At 42.0% G+C, this 15,787-nt stretch carries 14 protein-coding genes; 11 read left to right on the forward strand and 3 right to left on the reverse strand.

What is annotated here, in order from left to right; translation table 11 throughout:
- The first annotated feature begins 51 nt into the window (after nt 1-51).
- The 9 genes from ndk (at nt 52) to der (ending at nt 9,710) form a co-directional block, all read left to right on the forward strand.
- Nucleotides 52-483 (forward strand): nucleoside-diphosphate kinase, encoded by a 432-nt coding sequence (gene ndk / locus C9J41_RS13880; RefSeq protein ID WP_005369284.1) that lies wholly within the window; start codon nt 52-54, stop codon nt 481-483.
- 271 nt (nt 484-754) lie between these two features.
- Nucleotides 755-1,876 (forward strand): bifunctional tRNA (adenosine(37)-C2)-methyltransferase TrmG/ribosomal RNA large subunit methyltransferase RlmN, encoded by a 1,122-nt coding sequence (locus C9J41_RS13885; RefSeq protein WP_045148230.1) that lies wholly within the window; start codon nt 755-757, stop codon nt 1,874-1,876.
- A gap of 56 nt (nt 1,877-1,932) precedes the next feature.
- Nucleotides 1,933-2,691, forward strand: a complete 759-nt coding sequence (pilW, locus tag C9J41_RS13890; RefSeq protein WP_107205984.1) for a type IV pilus biogenesis/stability protein PilW — start codon at nt 1,933-1,935, stop codon at nt 2,689-2,691.
- Nucleotides 2,681-3,730 carry a cytoskeleton protein RodZ gene (gene rodZ, locus C9J41_RS13895; protein ID WP_107205985.1) on the forward strand — a complete coding sequence of 350 codons (1,050 nt, stop codon included), beginning with the start codon at nt 2,681-2,683 and terminating at the stop codon, nt 3,728-3,730. The genes pilW and rodZ overlap by 11 nt, the downstream gene beginning before the upstream one ends.
- 15 nt (nt 3,731-3,745) lie before the next feature.
- Nucleotides 3,746-4,867 (forward strand): flavodoxin-dependent (E)-4-hydroxy-3-methylbut-2-enyl-diphosphate synthase, encoded by a 1,122-nt coding sequence (ispG, locus tag C9J41_RS13900; RefSeq protein ID WP_107205986.1) that lies wholly within the window; start codon nt 3,746-3,748, stop codon nt 4,865-4,867.
- A gap of 95 nt (nt 4,868-4,962) precedes the next feature.
- Entirely contained in the window at nt 4,963-6,231 is a 1,269-nt protein-coding gene (gene hisS / locus C9J41_RS13905) for a histidine--tRNA ligase (protein ID WP_107205987.1), read from the forward strand.
- A gap of 13 nt (nt 6,232-6,244) precedes the next feature.
- Nucleotides 6,245-6,856: a YfgM family protein gene (locus tag C9J41_RS13910; protein ID WP_107290894.1), complete on the forward strand. Its 612-nt coding sequence runs from the start codon at nt 6,245-6,247 to the stop codon at nt 6,854-6,856.
- 11 nt (nt 6,857-6,867) lie between these two features.
- Complete coding sequence (gene bamB, locus C9J41_RS13915) at nt 6,868-8,031, forward strand: outer membrane protein assembly factor BamB (protein ID WP_107205989.1); 1,164 nt, start codon at nt 6,868-6,870, stop codon at nt 8,029-8,031.
- 176 nt (nt 8,032-8,207) lie between these two features.
- A complete protein-coding gene (gene der / locus C9J41_RS13920) occupies nt 8,208-9,710 on the forward strand; it encodes a ribosome biogenesis GTPase Der (protein ID WP_107205990.1) in 1,503 nt (500 codons plus the stop codon).
- Between the two features lie 92 nt (nt 9,711-9,802).
- On the opposite strand, the gene C9J41_RS13925 is transcribed toward der, so the two are convergent.
- From C9J41_RS13925 to tesA, 3 genes are all read right to left on the reverse strand, one after another.
- Nucleotides 9,803-10,657, reverse strand: a complete 855-nt coding sequence (locus C9J41_RS13925) for a co-chaperone YbbN (RefSeq protein WP_107205991.1) — start codon at nt 10,655-10,657, stop codon at nt 9,803-9,805.
- A gap of 470 nt (nt 10,658-11,127) precedes the next feature.
- Nucleotides 11,128-11,955 (reverse strand): SDR family oxidoreductase, encoded by an 828-nt coding sequence (locus tag C9J41_RS13930; RefSeq protein ID WP_107205992.1) that lies wholly within the window; start codon nt 11,953-11,955, stop codon nt 11,128-11,130.
- Nucleotides 11,952-12,566, reverse strand: coding sequence for a multifunctional acyl-CoA thioesterase I/protease I/lysophospholipase L1 (gene tesA, locus C9J41_RS13935; protein ID WP_107205993.1), 615 nt, complete (start codon nt 12,564-12,566; stop codon nt 11,952-11,954). The genes C9J41_RS13930 and tesA overlap by 4 nt, the downstream gene beginning before the upstream one ends.
- On the opposite strand from tesA, the gene C9J41_RS13940 reads away from it, so the two are divergent.
- Nucleotides 12,565-13,254: an ABC transporter ATP-binding protein gene (locus tag C9J41_RS13940; protein ID WP_107205994.1), complete on the forward strand. Its 690-nt coding sequence runs from the start codon at nt 12,565-12,567 to the stop codon at nt 13,252-13,254. The genes tesA and C9J41_RS13940 overlap by 2 nt on opposite strands.
- Nucleotides 13,244-15,715 carry an ABC transporter permease gene (locus C9J41_RS13945; RefSeq protein WP_107294705.1) on the forward strand — a complete coding sequence of 824 codons (2,472 nt, stop codon included), beginning with the start codon at nt 13,244-13,246 and terminating at the stop codon, nt 15,713-15,715. The genes C9J41_RS13940 and C9J41_RS13945 overlap by 11 nt, the downstream gene beginning before the upstream one ends.
- Nucleotides 15,716-15,787: the final 72 nt, after the last annotated feature.

A 15,787-nucleotide genomic window follows, 5' to 3' on the forward strand; every position in this document is an offset into this window, starting at 1 on the left:
ATTTGTTTTTGGCTCGCAGAAAGCAATAAGACTCAAAAGGAAAATATAATAATGACAATCGAAAGAACTTTCTCAATTGTAAAACCAGATGCGGTTAAACGTAATTTGATTGGTGCAATCTATCAGCGTTTTGAAAATGCAGGTTTGAATATTGTTGCGGCTAAAATGTTGCATTTAGACAGTGCGAAAGCGCAAGGTTTTTATGCAGAGCATGAAGGTAAACCTTTCTTTGATGATTTAGTGGCATTTATGACATCAGGTCCTGTCATGGTTCAAGTACTTGAAGGTGAAAATGCGATTACACGTTACCGTGAGTTGATGGGTAAAACTAACCCTGAAGAAGCGGCTTGTGGCACTATCCGTAGTGACTTTGCATTAAGTATGCGTCATAACTCAGTACATGGTTCAGATAGTCCTGAATCTGCTGCGCGTGAAATTGCATACTTCTTTGCTGAAGATGAAATTTGCCCACGAGGTGAATAAAGGTTTTAATTTTATGAGTATTCAGTGAGTGGTACTAATGCGAAGCACTGAAAAAATAGATTAATCATATTATTAACGGGAAGTATTGACTTCCCGTTGTTGTATCTAGCGTTTTGAAATTGGCAACACTAAAATAACCATAGAGTCTAGGTGTGGAAACCATGCCATAAAGTCTGTACAATTTCGCGCCTTAAACCCGAGATAACTAAGCCATCGATAGAGCTTGGTTATTAAGGCGCAGCAATAGTCATTTTTAGTGAGGCACCAACCGATGACAACTGTCAAAATCAATCTGCTGGATTTCGATCGCAAAGGTCTGCGTAAATACTTTGCCGAAGAACTTAATGAGAAGCCATTCCGTGCAGATCAGATCATGAAATGGATTTATCATTTCGGTTGTGATGACTTCGATCAAATGACCAATATTAATAAAAAATTACGTGAAAAATTAAAACGTGTCGCTGAAATTCGTGCGCCGCATGTATCTGAAGCTCAGTACTCAACGGATGGTACGATTAAATGGGCGATGCGTGTTGGCGATCAAGATGTTGAAACCGTTTATATTCCTGATGAAGATCGCGCGACTTTATGTGTTTCTTCACAAGTTGGCTGTGCATTAGAATGTAAATTCTGTTCAACAGCACAACAAGGCTTCAACCGTAACTTACGTGTATCAGAAATTATTGGTCAGGTATGGCGTGCTGCAAAAGAAGTCGGTATTCAAAAAGACACCGGTCGTCGTCCAATCACCAACATCGTAATGATGGGAATGGGTGAGCCATTATTGAACATGAAAAACCTGATCCCTGCATTAGAAATCATGCTTGATGATTTAGGTTTTGGTTTATCTAAGCGTCGCGTTACAGTTTCAACCTCGGGTGTTGTATCAGGCCTTGAGCAAATGATTGATACAATTGATGTTGCTTTAGCTATTTCATTGCATGCACCAACGGATGAGCTGCGCTCTCAAATCATGCCAATCAATGATCGTTGGAATATTGAAACATTTTTAGATGTTGTTCGTCGTTATGTGAATTCAACGAATGCGAACCGTGGTCGAGTAACGGTAGAATACGTATTGTTAGATCATGTTAATGATGACATGGAGCATGCTCGTCAATTAGCGAAAGTATTAAAAGATACGCCAGCAAAAATTAACTTAATTCCGTTTAACCCGTACCCTGGCTCACCATATAAAAAGCCAAGTAATTCTCGTATTGATCGTTTTATGAAAACACTGATGGAATACGATTTCACAGTAACGGTTCGTAAGACTCGTGGTGATGATATTGATGCGGCTTGTGGTCAGTTAGTCGGGGATGTTATTGACCGTACTAAGCGTACCCAAGCAAAATTGAATACGGGTGAACAAATTGCAGTAAAAGCGGTCTAAAATCAGGCTACTATAAATAACTGCGCAATTTCACATGGATGTTGAGGTGAGCGAAAATGGTACGATGGAGCGTGTATCCACTGTTGTCATGCCTATTATTTACAGGCTGTGCCACAGTTGATGTGGTCGATAATGGTAAAGAATTTGATGCCAAAGCAGCCTCAGAAGCGAGATTGAACCTAGGGCTAAATTATTTAAAAGATGGTCAGTGGGAGCGTGCACGAGAAAATTTGGAAATAGCATTAAGGTATGATCCTAATTACTACCGTGCACAAATTTCAATGGCTTATTATTATCAAAAAGTTGGTGAAAAAGACGCTGCAGAGAAAATGTACCGAAAAGCATTAAAACATTCGCCTAAAAATGGCGATGTTTTGAATAACTATGGTGTATTCTTGTGTAGTGAAGGGCGCTATGATGAAGCCATTGCCGCTTTTGTTAAAGCGATTGAACAACCTTATTATTATCTGATTTCGGCAAGTTATGAAAATGCAGGCTTATGTAGTCGTAAACAAGGTAATTTAGAAGCAGCGACGGGTTATTTTGAAAATGCGCTTTCCCATGACCCGTACCGACCGAGATCTATGTTGCAACTGGCGCAAGTTGAAATTGAATCTAACAATTTTAAAGATGCTCGCGTACAGTTATTCAAATTTAATAAGAGATATGGGTACACAGCAGACAGTTTGTGGTTGCTCATTCAGTTGGAAAGACAAGCTGGACGTTTAACGCAGTCAAAAAAATACGCTATTTTGCTGAAAGAGAAATACCCAGATTCTCTGCAATATCAGAATTATTTGGCCAATGAATACTGAAAATAATGAAGAACAAAAAATAACAGAAGGAACACAGCTTCCAGGTGACGTACTCCGTCAAGCTAGAGAGCAACTAGGCTATTCACAAAAGGATATTGCGAACCGTTTGAGGTTGCGACTTTCTGTTATTGATAACATAGAAAATAATCGATTTGACCAAGCCCAATTAGCCACGTTTACACGTGGCTATGTGCGTTCATATGCAAAATATGTCGGTTTGGAAGAAGAAGCTGTATTAGCCTTGCTTGACAAATGTGGACACACCAAGCCAAAAGCGCAAGAAATGCAAAGCTTTTCACGTCGAACGAAACGTGAAGCACATGATAGTCGCATTATGGGATTAACATGGATTCTTGCTGCTGTTTTTGTTGGTGTAACCGCTGTTTGGTGGTGGCAAAATATTCATTTAGAACAAGCGCCAGTTGCTACAACAACTACAGCAGATCAAACCGCGGCTCATGAAAAGCAAGAGCAGGGCTCTGATGAAACGATAGTAACGACATTAAATGGTGATGATGCATCAATTAGTGCGACTCAACCAGCAACAGTCGATACCGATGTGGATCACTCAGCATCAACTAGTACAGAACAAAAAAACGCCGCATCGACAACATCTGCTGATGCTGTGACAGATTCATCTCCAACAACCGCATCGACGGCTGCAACGGGTACTACAGCGGAAGTGTCAACAACGCCTGCTGAGAATGCTGAAACAGCCGCAACATCAGTATCAACAGCCACTGATACAACTGCTAATGCTGAAACAATAGCGAATGTAACACCTGTCGTTGATGCAACTGCACCACAGTTACAGTTAAAGTTTTCAGCTGATTGTTGGATAGATGTGCGTGATGCAACGGGTAAACAATTAGAGTCTGGTATCAAGAAAGCTGGTCAAGTATTAGATTTAGAAGGTAAAGCACCATTTCGTGTTCGACTTGGTGCACCTGGTGCCGTTAAAATTAATATTAAAGGTCAACCTTTTGATTTAAGTCGTTACTCCGCGTCTAAGCCAGTAACACTTAAGCTACCGCAGTAATGTAGAGAAAGAGCAATGCATAACGAATCACCAATTATACGCCGTCAATCGAGCCGAATTTATGTCGGTAATGTTCCTATTGGCGATGGTGCACCTATCGCCGTTCAGTCGATGACCAATACTCGTACAACAGATATCGAAGCGACTGTTGCACAGATCAAGGCATTAGAAAAAGTTGGTGCTGATATTGTACGTGTCTCTGTACCAACGATGGATGCCGCGGAAGCTTTTAAATTGATCAAGCAACAAGTGAATATTCCGCTGGTTGCTGATATTCATTTTGATTACCGCATTGCACTTAAAGTGGCAGAATACGGTGTGGATTGTTTACGTATTAACCCTGGTAATATTGGTCGTGAAGATCGTATTCGCTCTGTGGTTGAATGTGCTCGTGATAAAAACATTCCTATCCGTATTGGCGTAAATGGAGGTTCTCTTGAAAAAGAAATCCAGCAAAAATACGGTGAACCGACACCTGAAGCTTTGGTCGAGTCAGCAATGCGTCATGTGGAAATATTAGACCGTTTGAACTTTGACCAATTTAAAGTCAGCGTAAAAGCGTCAGATGTTTTCCTTGCTGTTGAGTCATACCGTCAGCTTGCGAAGCAAATTATTCAACCCCTTCACCTTGGTATTACCGAAGCTGGTGGTGCTCGTGCTGGCTCGGTTAAATCAGCCGTAGGTTTAGGCATGCTTCTATCAGAAGGTATTGGTGATACGTTACGTATCTCGCTTGCAGCTGATCCTGTTGAAGAAATCAAAGTTGGTTTTGATATATTAAAATCATTACGCATTCGTTCTCGTGGCATCAACTTTATTGCTTGTCCAACATGTTCACGTCAAGAGTTCGATGTTATCGGTACGGTAAACGAGTTAGAACAACGTTTAGAAGATATCGTTGTTCCAATGGATGTTTCAGTGATTGGTTGTGTGGTTAATGGCCCTGGTGAAGCAGAAGCGTCTCACTTAGGCATTGCTGGCGGTAACCGTAAGAGTGCTTTTTATGAAGACGGTATTCGTCAAAAAGAGCGATTTGATAACGACAATGTGATTGATCAGCTTGAGAGTAAAATTCGAGCAAAGGCATCAATGTTAGATCAAAACAACCGCATTGATGTAAAACAACAAGATATATAATCAAAAAACCATGCTCATATCGGTGAGCATGGTTCACTATTTCAAAAAGAAATTATATATTCGATTCTAATACCCAGCGGTTAACGAGAATAAACGTGGCGAAACAAATTCAAGCAATTCGAGGCATGAACGATTGCCTTCCAACACAATCTCCACTTTGGCAGAAAGTCGAAGGTACAGTTAAACAAGTGATCAGTGCATACGGTTACAATGAAGTTCGTATGCCGATTGTTGAATCAACACATTTGTTTAAACGTGCTATCGGTGAAGTGACCGACGTTGTTGAAAAGGAAATGTACACTTTTGAAGACCGTAACGGTGATAGCTTAACGCTACGTCCTGAAGGGACTGCGGGATGTGTACGTGCTGGTATTCAAAATGGTTTACTATATAACCAAGAACAGCGTCTTTGGTACATTGGTCCCATGTTCCGTCATGAGCGCCCTCAAAAAGGCCGTTACCGTCAATTCCACCAAGTCGGTGTAGAAGTCTTTGGTCTTAATGGCCCTGATATTGACGCTGAATTGATCATGATGACATCACGTCTATGGCGTGAACTTGGTATTAATGAGCACGTACGTTTAGAGTTAAACTCAATAGGTTCACTCGAAGCGCGTGCAGAATACCGTAAAGCTTTAATCGCATTTTTAGAGCAACACTTAGATGTGCTTGATGAAGATGCAAAACGCCGTATGTACACCAATCCATTACGCGTTTTAGATACTAAGAATGCAGCAATTCAAGAAATTCTAGAAGATGCACCTAAACTTTCAGAGTACTTAGATCTAGAGTCTAAAGAACACTTTGCTGGTTTATGTGAACTATTAGACGCTGCTGGCATCAAATATCAAGTAAATGAACGTCTTGTACGTGGTTTAGATTATTATAACCGTACTGTATTTGAATGGATCACAGAGAGCCTTGGTTCACAAGGCACTGTTTGTGGTGGTGGTCGTTATGATGGTCTAGTTGAACAACTAGGCGGTAAAGCGACACCTTCAGTTGGTTTTGCGATGGGGCTTGAGCGTCTAGTATTACTAATGGAAGCATTAGAAAAAGATGAGGTTCGTCGTTCTGTAGATGTATACATGGTTACAGCTGGTGAAGGCACATTAGCTGCGGGTATGAAGTTAGCTGAAAAACTACGTACTGAAGTACCAGGTTTACGAGTGATGACTAACTTTGGTGGTGGTAACTTCAAGAAGCAATTTAAGCGTGCTGACAACGTTGGTGCCGCGGTTGCACTAGTTCTTGGAGAAAATGAAATAGCTGAAAACTCCGTAGTAGTAAAAGATTTACACGGCGGTGAGCAGACGACCATGGCACAGGATGAGGTTGCCGCGAAGCTGGCAGCATTGATTTAAGAGAGGACAGGAAGTGAACGACTACGCCACAGAAGAACAACAGGTTGAAGCGATTAAATCGTGGTGGCAAGAAAACGGCAAAGCCGTTGTTCTAGGTGCCGTGATTGGTTTAGGTGGTCTTTGGGGCTGGCGTTACTACCAGTCTGAAGTACATGTTGCAAAACACGTTGCATCTGACACCTATACACAAGTTGTTTCTGCGCTTGATGAAAACAGCAAAGACGCAGTCGCTGAAGCAAAAACGTTTATTGATGCGAATAAAGATAGTCAATATGCGGTACTGACAGCACTACAGCTAGCGAAAGTTCAGGTAGATAATAAAGATCTGGACGGTGCGGTTGAGCAACTTCAGTGGGTGATTAATCACACTAAAGATGACGCTATTTTGCCATTGGCAACAACACGTTTAGCTCGTATTTATGCTGAGCAACAAAAATTTGATGAAGCATTAGCTGAGCTTAAAAAAGTAACAGTGCCAAGCTGGAAGTCAAACGTTGCTGAACTGCGTGGTGATATCCTGTTACAAAAAGGTGATATCACTGGTGCACGTGAAGCATATGTAGAAGCTCAGCAGGAAGGTTCGTCACCTGCGCTGCAAATGAAACTTGATGATTTAGCGCAATAAGGCAGATGATGATGCATAAGGTGTTAAAACGTGTTTTGGCCGTTGCTGTTGCAGTAAGCGTGCTATCGGGTTGTGCAAGTGAAGTCGATTCAATTCAAATGGCACCATTGCCAAAGGTTGATAATACTTTCACACCAAAAACAGATTGGAGCCGTAGCGTAGGTAACGGTGTTTCTGGTTATTACTCAAAACTCACCCCCGTTGTTGGGCTAGATAAAGTGTACGTTGCAGATCGTAATGGTTTGATCGAAGCACTGAATCCAGCAAATGGTAAAGTTGAATGGAAAACTGATCTAGAAAAAGACAGCAGCGCGTTGTTGACTGGTGGACTTGTTTTAGGTGATGGTAAACTGTTCGTCGGTACAGCCAATGCAAAAGTCATTGCACTTGATGCAGAGACGGGTAAGGAAGTATGGCGTACCACTGTCGCTGGTGAAGTTCTGTCAAAACCACTTGTTTCTGATGGCTTAGTTGTTGTTAATACCAGCTTGGGTGTGCTGCAAGCACTTGATGCTGAAACGGGCGTTTCTAAATGGCAAGTCAGCAATGAAGTTCCAACCTTGACATTACGAGGTGATAGTTCACCGGTTGCTGTTTCTGGTGGTGTGTTCTGGGGCTTAGCGAATGGACGTATAGCTGGCGCATTAATGTCTGATGGACGTATGTTGTGGCAACAATTGATTGCGTCACCAAAAGGTTCAACAGAAATTGATCGTTTAGTTGACGTTGATGCGTCACCAGTTATTGATGGCGATCGTTTATATGCTGTTGGTTATAATGGCACATTAGTATCGATCGATCTTCGTTCTGGTCAGATCGCATGGAAACGTAACTATTCGTCAGCAACTGACTTTGTTATTGATGGTAGTGAGCTATTCTTAGTAACAGCGAAAGATCATATTGTTGCTGTTGATGCGCGTAGTGGTACAGAGCTATGGCAGAACACTGATTTACAATATCGCCAGCTAAGTGCGCCTGCTGTGATTGATGGTTATTTAGTTGTGGGTGATGCTGAAGGTTACTTACACTGGCTTGATACCCAAAGTGGCGAGTTTGTTTCTCAAGAATCAGTCGACGGTAGTGGTATTGCTGTACCGCCTGTTGCACTAGACGATAATGGCTTTATTGTTGTAACCCGAGATGGTGAAATCAACAAAATGCAAATACCGCAATAAAACGGTATAATGTCGCTAGATTAATTTGTCGGCTCCAGCTGCGATACGTAGTTGGAGCCGTTGTTGTTATATCCGTTGAATATATTATTGTCGGATGAAGGTTCTCAGAAATGTGAACTGGAGGCAAGAATGAACGGTAAAAATGTCAATAAGACTATGAAAAGTAAGAGGTAGTTATGATTCCTGTTGTTGCCCTAGTCGGGCGCCCGAACGTGGGTAAATCGACGCTATTTAATCGTCTTACTCGCACAAGGGATGCACTTGTTGCTGACTTTCCTGGCTTAACTAGGGATCGTAAATACGGTAGAGCAGAGCTAGAAGAGCATGAATTCATTGTTATCGATACCGGTGGTATTGATGGTACTGAGGAAGGCGTTGAAACAAAAATGGCTGAACAGTCATTAGCAGCGATCGAAGAAGCTGATGTTGTTCTGTTCCTAGTAGATGGTCGTGCTGGTTTAACTGCCGCAGACGAAGCAATTGCTAAGCACTTACGTAGCCGTCAAAAACCAACGTTCCTTGTGGTAAACAAGGTTGATGGTATTGATGCAGACAGTGCTTGTGCTGAATTCTGGCGTTTAGGCGTTGATGCAATGTACCAAATTGCAGCAACTCAAAACCGTGGTGTTACTGCATTGATGGAGCGCGCATTAGCACCGTTCTCTGACAAACTGAATGCAGAGCTTGCAGAAGAAGGTGAAGAGCAAGAACTTCAACTTGAAGATCTCACATCGGTTGAAGATATCGAGAAAGCAAACCTTTCTGAAGCGGATGCAGAAGCTGCCTATAAGCGTCTTCAAGAGCAGCCAATTAAGCTTGCAATTATTGGTCGTCCAAACGTAGGTAAATCAACACTAACAAACCGTATTTTAGGTGAAGAACGTGTTGTTGTTTACGATATGCCAGGAACAACGCGTGACTCTATTTACATTCCAATGGAACGTGATGGTCAAGAGTACGTATTGATCGATACTGCGGGTATCCGTCGTCGTAAGAACATGCACCAAGCGGTTGAGAAATTCTCAGTTATTCAAACGTTAAAAGCGGTTGAAGATGCTAACGTTGTATTGTTGATTATCGATGCTCGTGAAAACATTTCAGATCAAGATCTAAGCTTATTAGGTTTTGCGCTAAATGCAGGCCGTTCATTAGTGATTGCTGTGAACAAGTGGGATGGTTTAGATAACGAAGTGAAAGAGCGTGTTAAGTCTGAACTTGACCGTCGTTTAGGCTTCGTTGACTTTGCGCGTATTCACTTTATTTCAGCACTTCACGGTACCGGTGTTGGTCACTTATATGAGTCAGTGATTGAAGCATACCAGTCTGCAACTAAGCGTATTAGTACTTCGCTACTAACGCGTATTATGCAAATGGCACAAGATGATCACCAGCCACCAATGATCCGTGGTCGTCGTGTGAAGCTTAAGTATGCGCACGCCGGTGGTTATAACCCACCGATCATTGTCGTTCACGGTAACCAAGTTAATGATCTTCCGGGTTCATATAAGCGTTACCTAATGAACTACTACCGTAAGTCATTAGAAATGATGGGGACACCGATTCGCATTCAATTCCAGAATAGCGAAAACCCATTTGAGACTAAAAAGCAGAAGCTAACTGTTTCTCAAGAACGCCAACGTAAACGTCTAACGAATGTACTGCGCGATCGTAAGAAGTAATATTTTACGATAAATAAATACGAAAAAGCCCGATACGTGAACTCTTAGAGTTAAAAGCGTATCGGGCTTTTTGCTATTTATACTTTATCGAATTAATACATCAAAGAGTAAAGCTGACGGCGGTAAGAGGCTGCAATTGGATTGCCTTGACCTAATGCTGCAAGAATATCCATCATGGTTTTCTTTGCATTACCATCTGAGAAGTTCATGTCTTTACGTAAAATTGCAATCAATAACTCTAGCGCTTCTTCATTACGGTTTACTTGGCTGTATTGCACGGCGAGTTCATAACGTAATTCAACATTGTCAGGTTCGGACGCTAGTTTCTGTTCTAGTTGTTGGATCTCTGGCGAGTTACCCGCTTGCTTGTGTAATTCTAATTTAGCGACCAAGCCTTTGTATTGTGCATCCTGATCTTGCATTGGGATTGTCGCAAGAATCGGCTCGGCCTCATCAAACAAAGCGGTTTCAATCAGGCACTCTGCAATAGCGAGTTTTACTAAGCTATCGTTAGGAAGTTGTGCTGACAGTTGACGTAGTAGCGGTAGAGCTTGAGCGTATTCTTTATTATCAACTAATACCAATGCCTGTTTTAATGCCAGCTCTTCTTGACTTGGTAGATGACGAGTTAGCATTTCACGTAATGTTTGCTCTGTTTGTGGCCCTGCAGAGCCATCAGCAGGTTGACCATCTTTAAACAGAGCAACAGTAGGTAAACCACGGACACCGAACTGAGAAGCGACCATTTGTTGGGTTTCACAGTTTAGTGAAGCAAGGATAAATTGTCCTTGGTATTCACGAGCCAGTTTTTCTAGCGTTGCATTCACTTCTAGCGTTTCAGGCATCGATGGCGCCCAAAAACTGATCACAACAGGTGTTTGCATCGATTGCTCGATAACCTGTTGCAGATTTTGTTCATTAATTTCTAGCGCAGTATTTTGGTACATGTAATTCGATCCGTTGACTATTTGAAAGGCTATACCAAATATATGGGGATGAATCGATGTGGATCAAGTTGAGATAATGAATCAGAAATTAGTAAGTGTTTAAAAAACGAGAAAGAACAGTATTAATTACCGAATACCAGCAAAAGCACTAACGTGATACACGCGCATAGTAAGTTAATTTGGCGCAATGTCATATATACACCTTAAACGTAATGAAGAAAGAGCTAAGTTTGATAATTAGCTTAAGTTATGGGATCACATTACATTTGTTATATGACAATAATATTACGTTTTATAGAAAATGTTATATTGGGTGATATTCTTAACTGGAGTAAGTGTTTTTTTATGTTTAGTGGTTATAAATCAGCATATTAATCATCATTGATTTTATAAATGTTGTTTTTATCACCACTTTTATAAGGTGAGAAAACTGCCTAAAAGCGATGGGTTTTAAGCAGATTTTTTCTTTATTAATTGCTTTTTATCAGTAACTTATCAAGAAATCTTGTTGGTAGGATACGACGTAAGAAACCAAAAATATAAGTCGGTTGTGTCACGTAATAGCGTGATTTTGGGCGAGAGCTATTAATGATGTCCAATAGTGGTCGTAATACTGCATCAGGTTTTAAAGTGAATTTGTTGGTCACCTTTTCTTTACCAAGGCGAGAGAGGGTGTCTTGGTAGTTGTCATAATGGCGAGAGTTGTTCATATCAATATGACGTTCAAACATGCGTTTTGCGTTTGCGCGAAATTGGCTTTCAATTGGTCCTGGCTCGATCAAAGAAATACTAATCGGCGTATTGTCTAACTCTAAACGTAAGGTATCGGTATAGCCTTCAATTGCAAATTTACTGGCGTTATATGCGCCGCGATATTTCATGGCGACTAATCCCAGTACTGAGCTGTTTTGTACAATTTTACCGTGACCTTGGGTAAGCATCAGTGGGATGACTTGCTTGGTTAGCTCGTGCCAGCCAAAGAAATTCGCTTCAAATTGTTCACGTAGAGCTGAGGTCGGTAAATCTTCTAATGCGCCGGGTTGTCCGTAAGCGGCATTATTAAATAACACATCTAATTTTCCGCCAGTGATGGCTAGTGCTTGGCTTAAACCTTCTGTGATGGATGACTCTGAAGTGATATCCAATTGAACGCAACGAATACCTTCTTGATTGAGCCTTTCTACATCCTCTGATTTTCGACAACTAGCAACAACGTTAAGGCCTTGCTCGGTCAGTGTTTTTGCGCAGTAATAGCCAATACCAGAGCTACACCCTGTCATTAAAATAGATTGTGTCACTGTGAGCTTTCCTTGTTGAGATAAGGTTGAAGATGCTTTGCCATAAATTGAGCGATCAGCGGCTGTGCTTGTGCGGTTGGGTGAAGGCCATCTTTCATCATTAATTCTGGCTTTACAATAATATCGATAAGAAAAAACGGCAATAAAGGCACATTGGTGTCTTCACTTAATGATGGGTAAGTATTACGAAACAGTTCGTTATAACGTTTCCCATAATTGGGTGGGACTTCAATTTGCATTAATAGTGGCTGTGATCCCACTTTTTGGATCTCATTGATCATTTGGCTAAGGTTATTACGTAATATTTTAGGATGAAACCCACGTAAGCCATCATTCGCACCTAATTCGATTAAAACAAAATCAGGCTTATGTTGTTCCAATAATGCTGGTAATCGTGCCAACCCATTACCACTGGTATCGCCAGAGATACTCGCATTCACAATGGTCGTTGGTTGTTTTTGCTGTTCTAACAGTGGCGGCAGTAGTGCAGGCCAGCTTTTCTCTGCTGGCATCTGATAACCAGCACTGAGGCTATCGCCAAGAACTAACAGTGTTTGACTCAATGCGGTGGATGAAAACACCAGCATCAACAATGAAAGGATTCGTATCATGTCTGTCTCCGTAATTAAGGCACACTCTGTTTCAAAACAAGTCACGACTACCTTGTCGCCTATGACTATTTTGCAGGATGTTTCGCTTGAGGTCGAGCAAGGAGAGTCTATTGCCCTTGTCGGTGTCTCTGGCGCGGGTAAATCAACCTTGATGACATTACTGGCGGGGCTCGATGTACCAACACAAGGTGAAATAGAGTTACTTGGTCATAACCTTTCTACGTTAGATGATGAACAACGCGCTCAATTACGTAGTGAATCTATTGGTTTCGTGTTTCAAAACTTCCTGTTACTACCGACTTTAAATGCGCTGGAGAACGTCACGTTACCGTGTTTGATCCAAGATAATGATGTGGATGTTGAGCGAGCAAAAGAATTGCTTGCTGTTGTTGGTTTGAAAGGGCGAGAAACCCACTTACCGAGTCAATTATCCGGTGGTGAACAACAACGCGTCGCGCTAGCCCGTGCATTTATGATCAAACCGAAAATTTTATTTGCTGATGAGCCAACGGGAAACCTCGATCAGCATACCGCAGCCATGATCATTGAGTTGTTGTTTGAACTTAATAAAAACAGCGGTACAACACTGGTGCTTGTCACTCATGACGATACATTAGCGGCTCGTTGCGATCGAATTATGCGATTAGATAACGGCAAACTCGCGAGGGATGAACGTCATGCAGAGTGATTCACTTTCGATGAAAAAACGTCCGTTCTTTTTACGTTGGGCGTGGCGTGAAATACGACAAGGTCAGTTGTGGCTAGTTACCTTGGCACTGAGTTTAATCATTGCTTGTGTGTTTGCGTTATCGGCATTGGTAAGCCGTGTTGAAGGGATCATAGTTTCGCAAGGTCGCTCTGCGTTAGCGGCAGATATGGTATTGAAGTCATCGCAAGCGGTAGATTTACAACCGTTATCAACCAATAAGATCACCACTTCACAGCAAACTCGCTTTGGTACCATGGCATTTAGCGATAACGGTATGCAGTTAGTCAGCGTTAAAGCGGTTGATGCGAAATTTCCATTGCGTGGCGATTTACGATTACAAGCGGCTGATAAGTCTGTGCACCATCATGTGAGCCCCGGTGAGTTGTGGTTATCAGAACGCTTATTTTCGCTGCTGGATGTCAAAGAGGGCGATACACTCATGCTGGGGGATGGGGAGCTAACCATTAGTGGGAGAATCTTAGAAGATCCTGAGCTGTCTTTTAACCCTTTTAGCCAAATGCCAGCAGTATTGATCAACAATAAAGACATTGCTGCCATTGGTGGAATTCAAGAAGGTAGCAGGATCAGCTATCGCTACTATTTTTCCGGCTCCGATCCTGATCTTGCTGATATTCGTGAAACGATGAAGTTAACCCCAAGCCAACGCTGGTTAACTGAAAACGATGCAGGGCGCAGTGGTGATTTTATTGAACGAGCAAGGCAATACCTATCACTGACTTTAGTGCTGGTAGTACTCATGGCATCAGCAACCTTAGTACTTACATGTCAGCACTATGCATCGACGCGGATCACGTCAGTCGCAATGATGAAGAGCCTTGGCGCAAGTCGTCGTTTTTTATGGCGATGGTTATTACAACAAATAGCGGTTGTGTTCTCAGTCGCGATTGGTGTTGGTTTGCTATTGGGTTTTGGGCTCGAATGGTTACTGCGCTATCCACTGCAACAGTTGTTACCTGATGAATTACCGGCTATTGGGTTTGCGCCATTAGTGATCAGCTTACTGCTTGCTCTTTTCATTTCATTGCCAGCGTTGGGTATTCCGCTTTCTCGTTTAGTGAATGCTTCTGCAATGAATACGGTGCAAGCAACCTATACTCCGACGTCTAAGTTCTCAGCTATATGGTTGTTGTTGATCTTCCCTGTTTTTTCAGCAGTATGGTGGATTGGTAGCAATGTATTTGTTTGGCTGACCTTATTGGGCATGGTGGCATTGTTAGTGTTACTGGCTTTAGTTGGCCTTGCTGCCATCGCATTACTTAAGAAGATTAAGCTTGGCTCTGCTTATGCATTGGCGTTAAGTCGTGTCAATCGTAGTAAAGCGAAGACCGCGACGCAATTGGCGGCATTGACGTGTTCGTTAATGCTATTAGCTGTGATTGGATTATTACGTAACGAGTTACTTGCGGATTGGAAAAATACCTTACCTGCTGATGCGCCTAATGTGTTTGCAATTAATATTGCGCCAGATCAGCAACAAGCCTATTTAGATTATTTAGATGCGAATCAATTAGCTCGCTCTGAAGGTTATCCTGTGACCCGTGGAAGATTGGTCGCGATTAATGAGCAACGCTTTTACTTATCAGAAGATGAAAGCCAAAGTGGCGTAGCTGCAGAGATTACTTCCGACAATAGTCCAGAACGCGATCCTGCATTAAGACGAGAGCTTAACTTCACATGGGCGGAAAGCTTACCGAGTCATAATGAGGTGATTGCAGGTAAATGGGGAAGTAGCTCAGGTGTTTCAGTGGAATCTGGCATTGCGAAACGCTTAAACATTGCATTGGGTGACAAGCTGGCTTTTACCATTGGTGGGCTAGAGTTTAACGCCACAGTAAACAGCATTCGTGATGTGGAATGGCGTAATATGAAGCCGAACTTCTACTTCATTTTCACCCCAGATGTATTGCAGTCGTTTCCTGCTACATGGTTAGTGAGTTTTAGAGTGAATGATCAGCAAAGTGATTTACTCAATACCTTAGCCAGTAATTATCCAACGGTGAGTGTGCTTGATCTACGTATGATGGCAACACGGATTCAAGCTTTATTAGCCCAAGTGAGTTGGTCACTTACGGTATTAGCTGGCTTAGGTGTACTGAGTGGATTACTGTTGATTATGACCTTATTACGCTTGAGTATTTCAGAGCGTCAAACCGAAATTCAGCTTTATCGCACACTCGGTGCCAGCCGAAAACGCATTGCTGCTACCTTGTGGTTTGAATACGGCATTATTGCGTTATTAGCTGGGATTATTGCAGCGATTGGTGCTGAATTTGTTGTCGGTTTGCTGGTGGTAAAAGGTTTTGAACTGCCGTTTACCTTGCATCCATTAATGTGGATAGGCTTACCTGTGCTGGCAATTGGGTTGGTGTATTTAGTGTCACGTTCGCAGATCAAGAAGTTGTTGTTGCCGTTAAGGTAATGAAAGCTGTTAGCTGTTAATAGTTATGTTTAATAAGGTTAGTTCGTACAATGGTTGCTTGTTATCAGTAAG

It is taken from the genome of Photobacterium sp. GB-50, from assembly GCF_003026755.1.
Lineage (GTDB): Bacteria > Pseudomonadota > Gammaproteobacteria > Enterobacterales > Vibrionaceae > Photobacterium.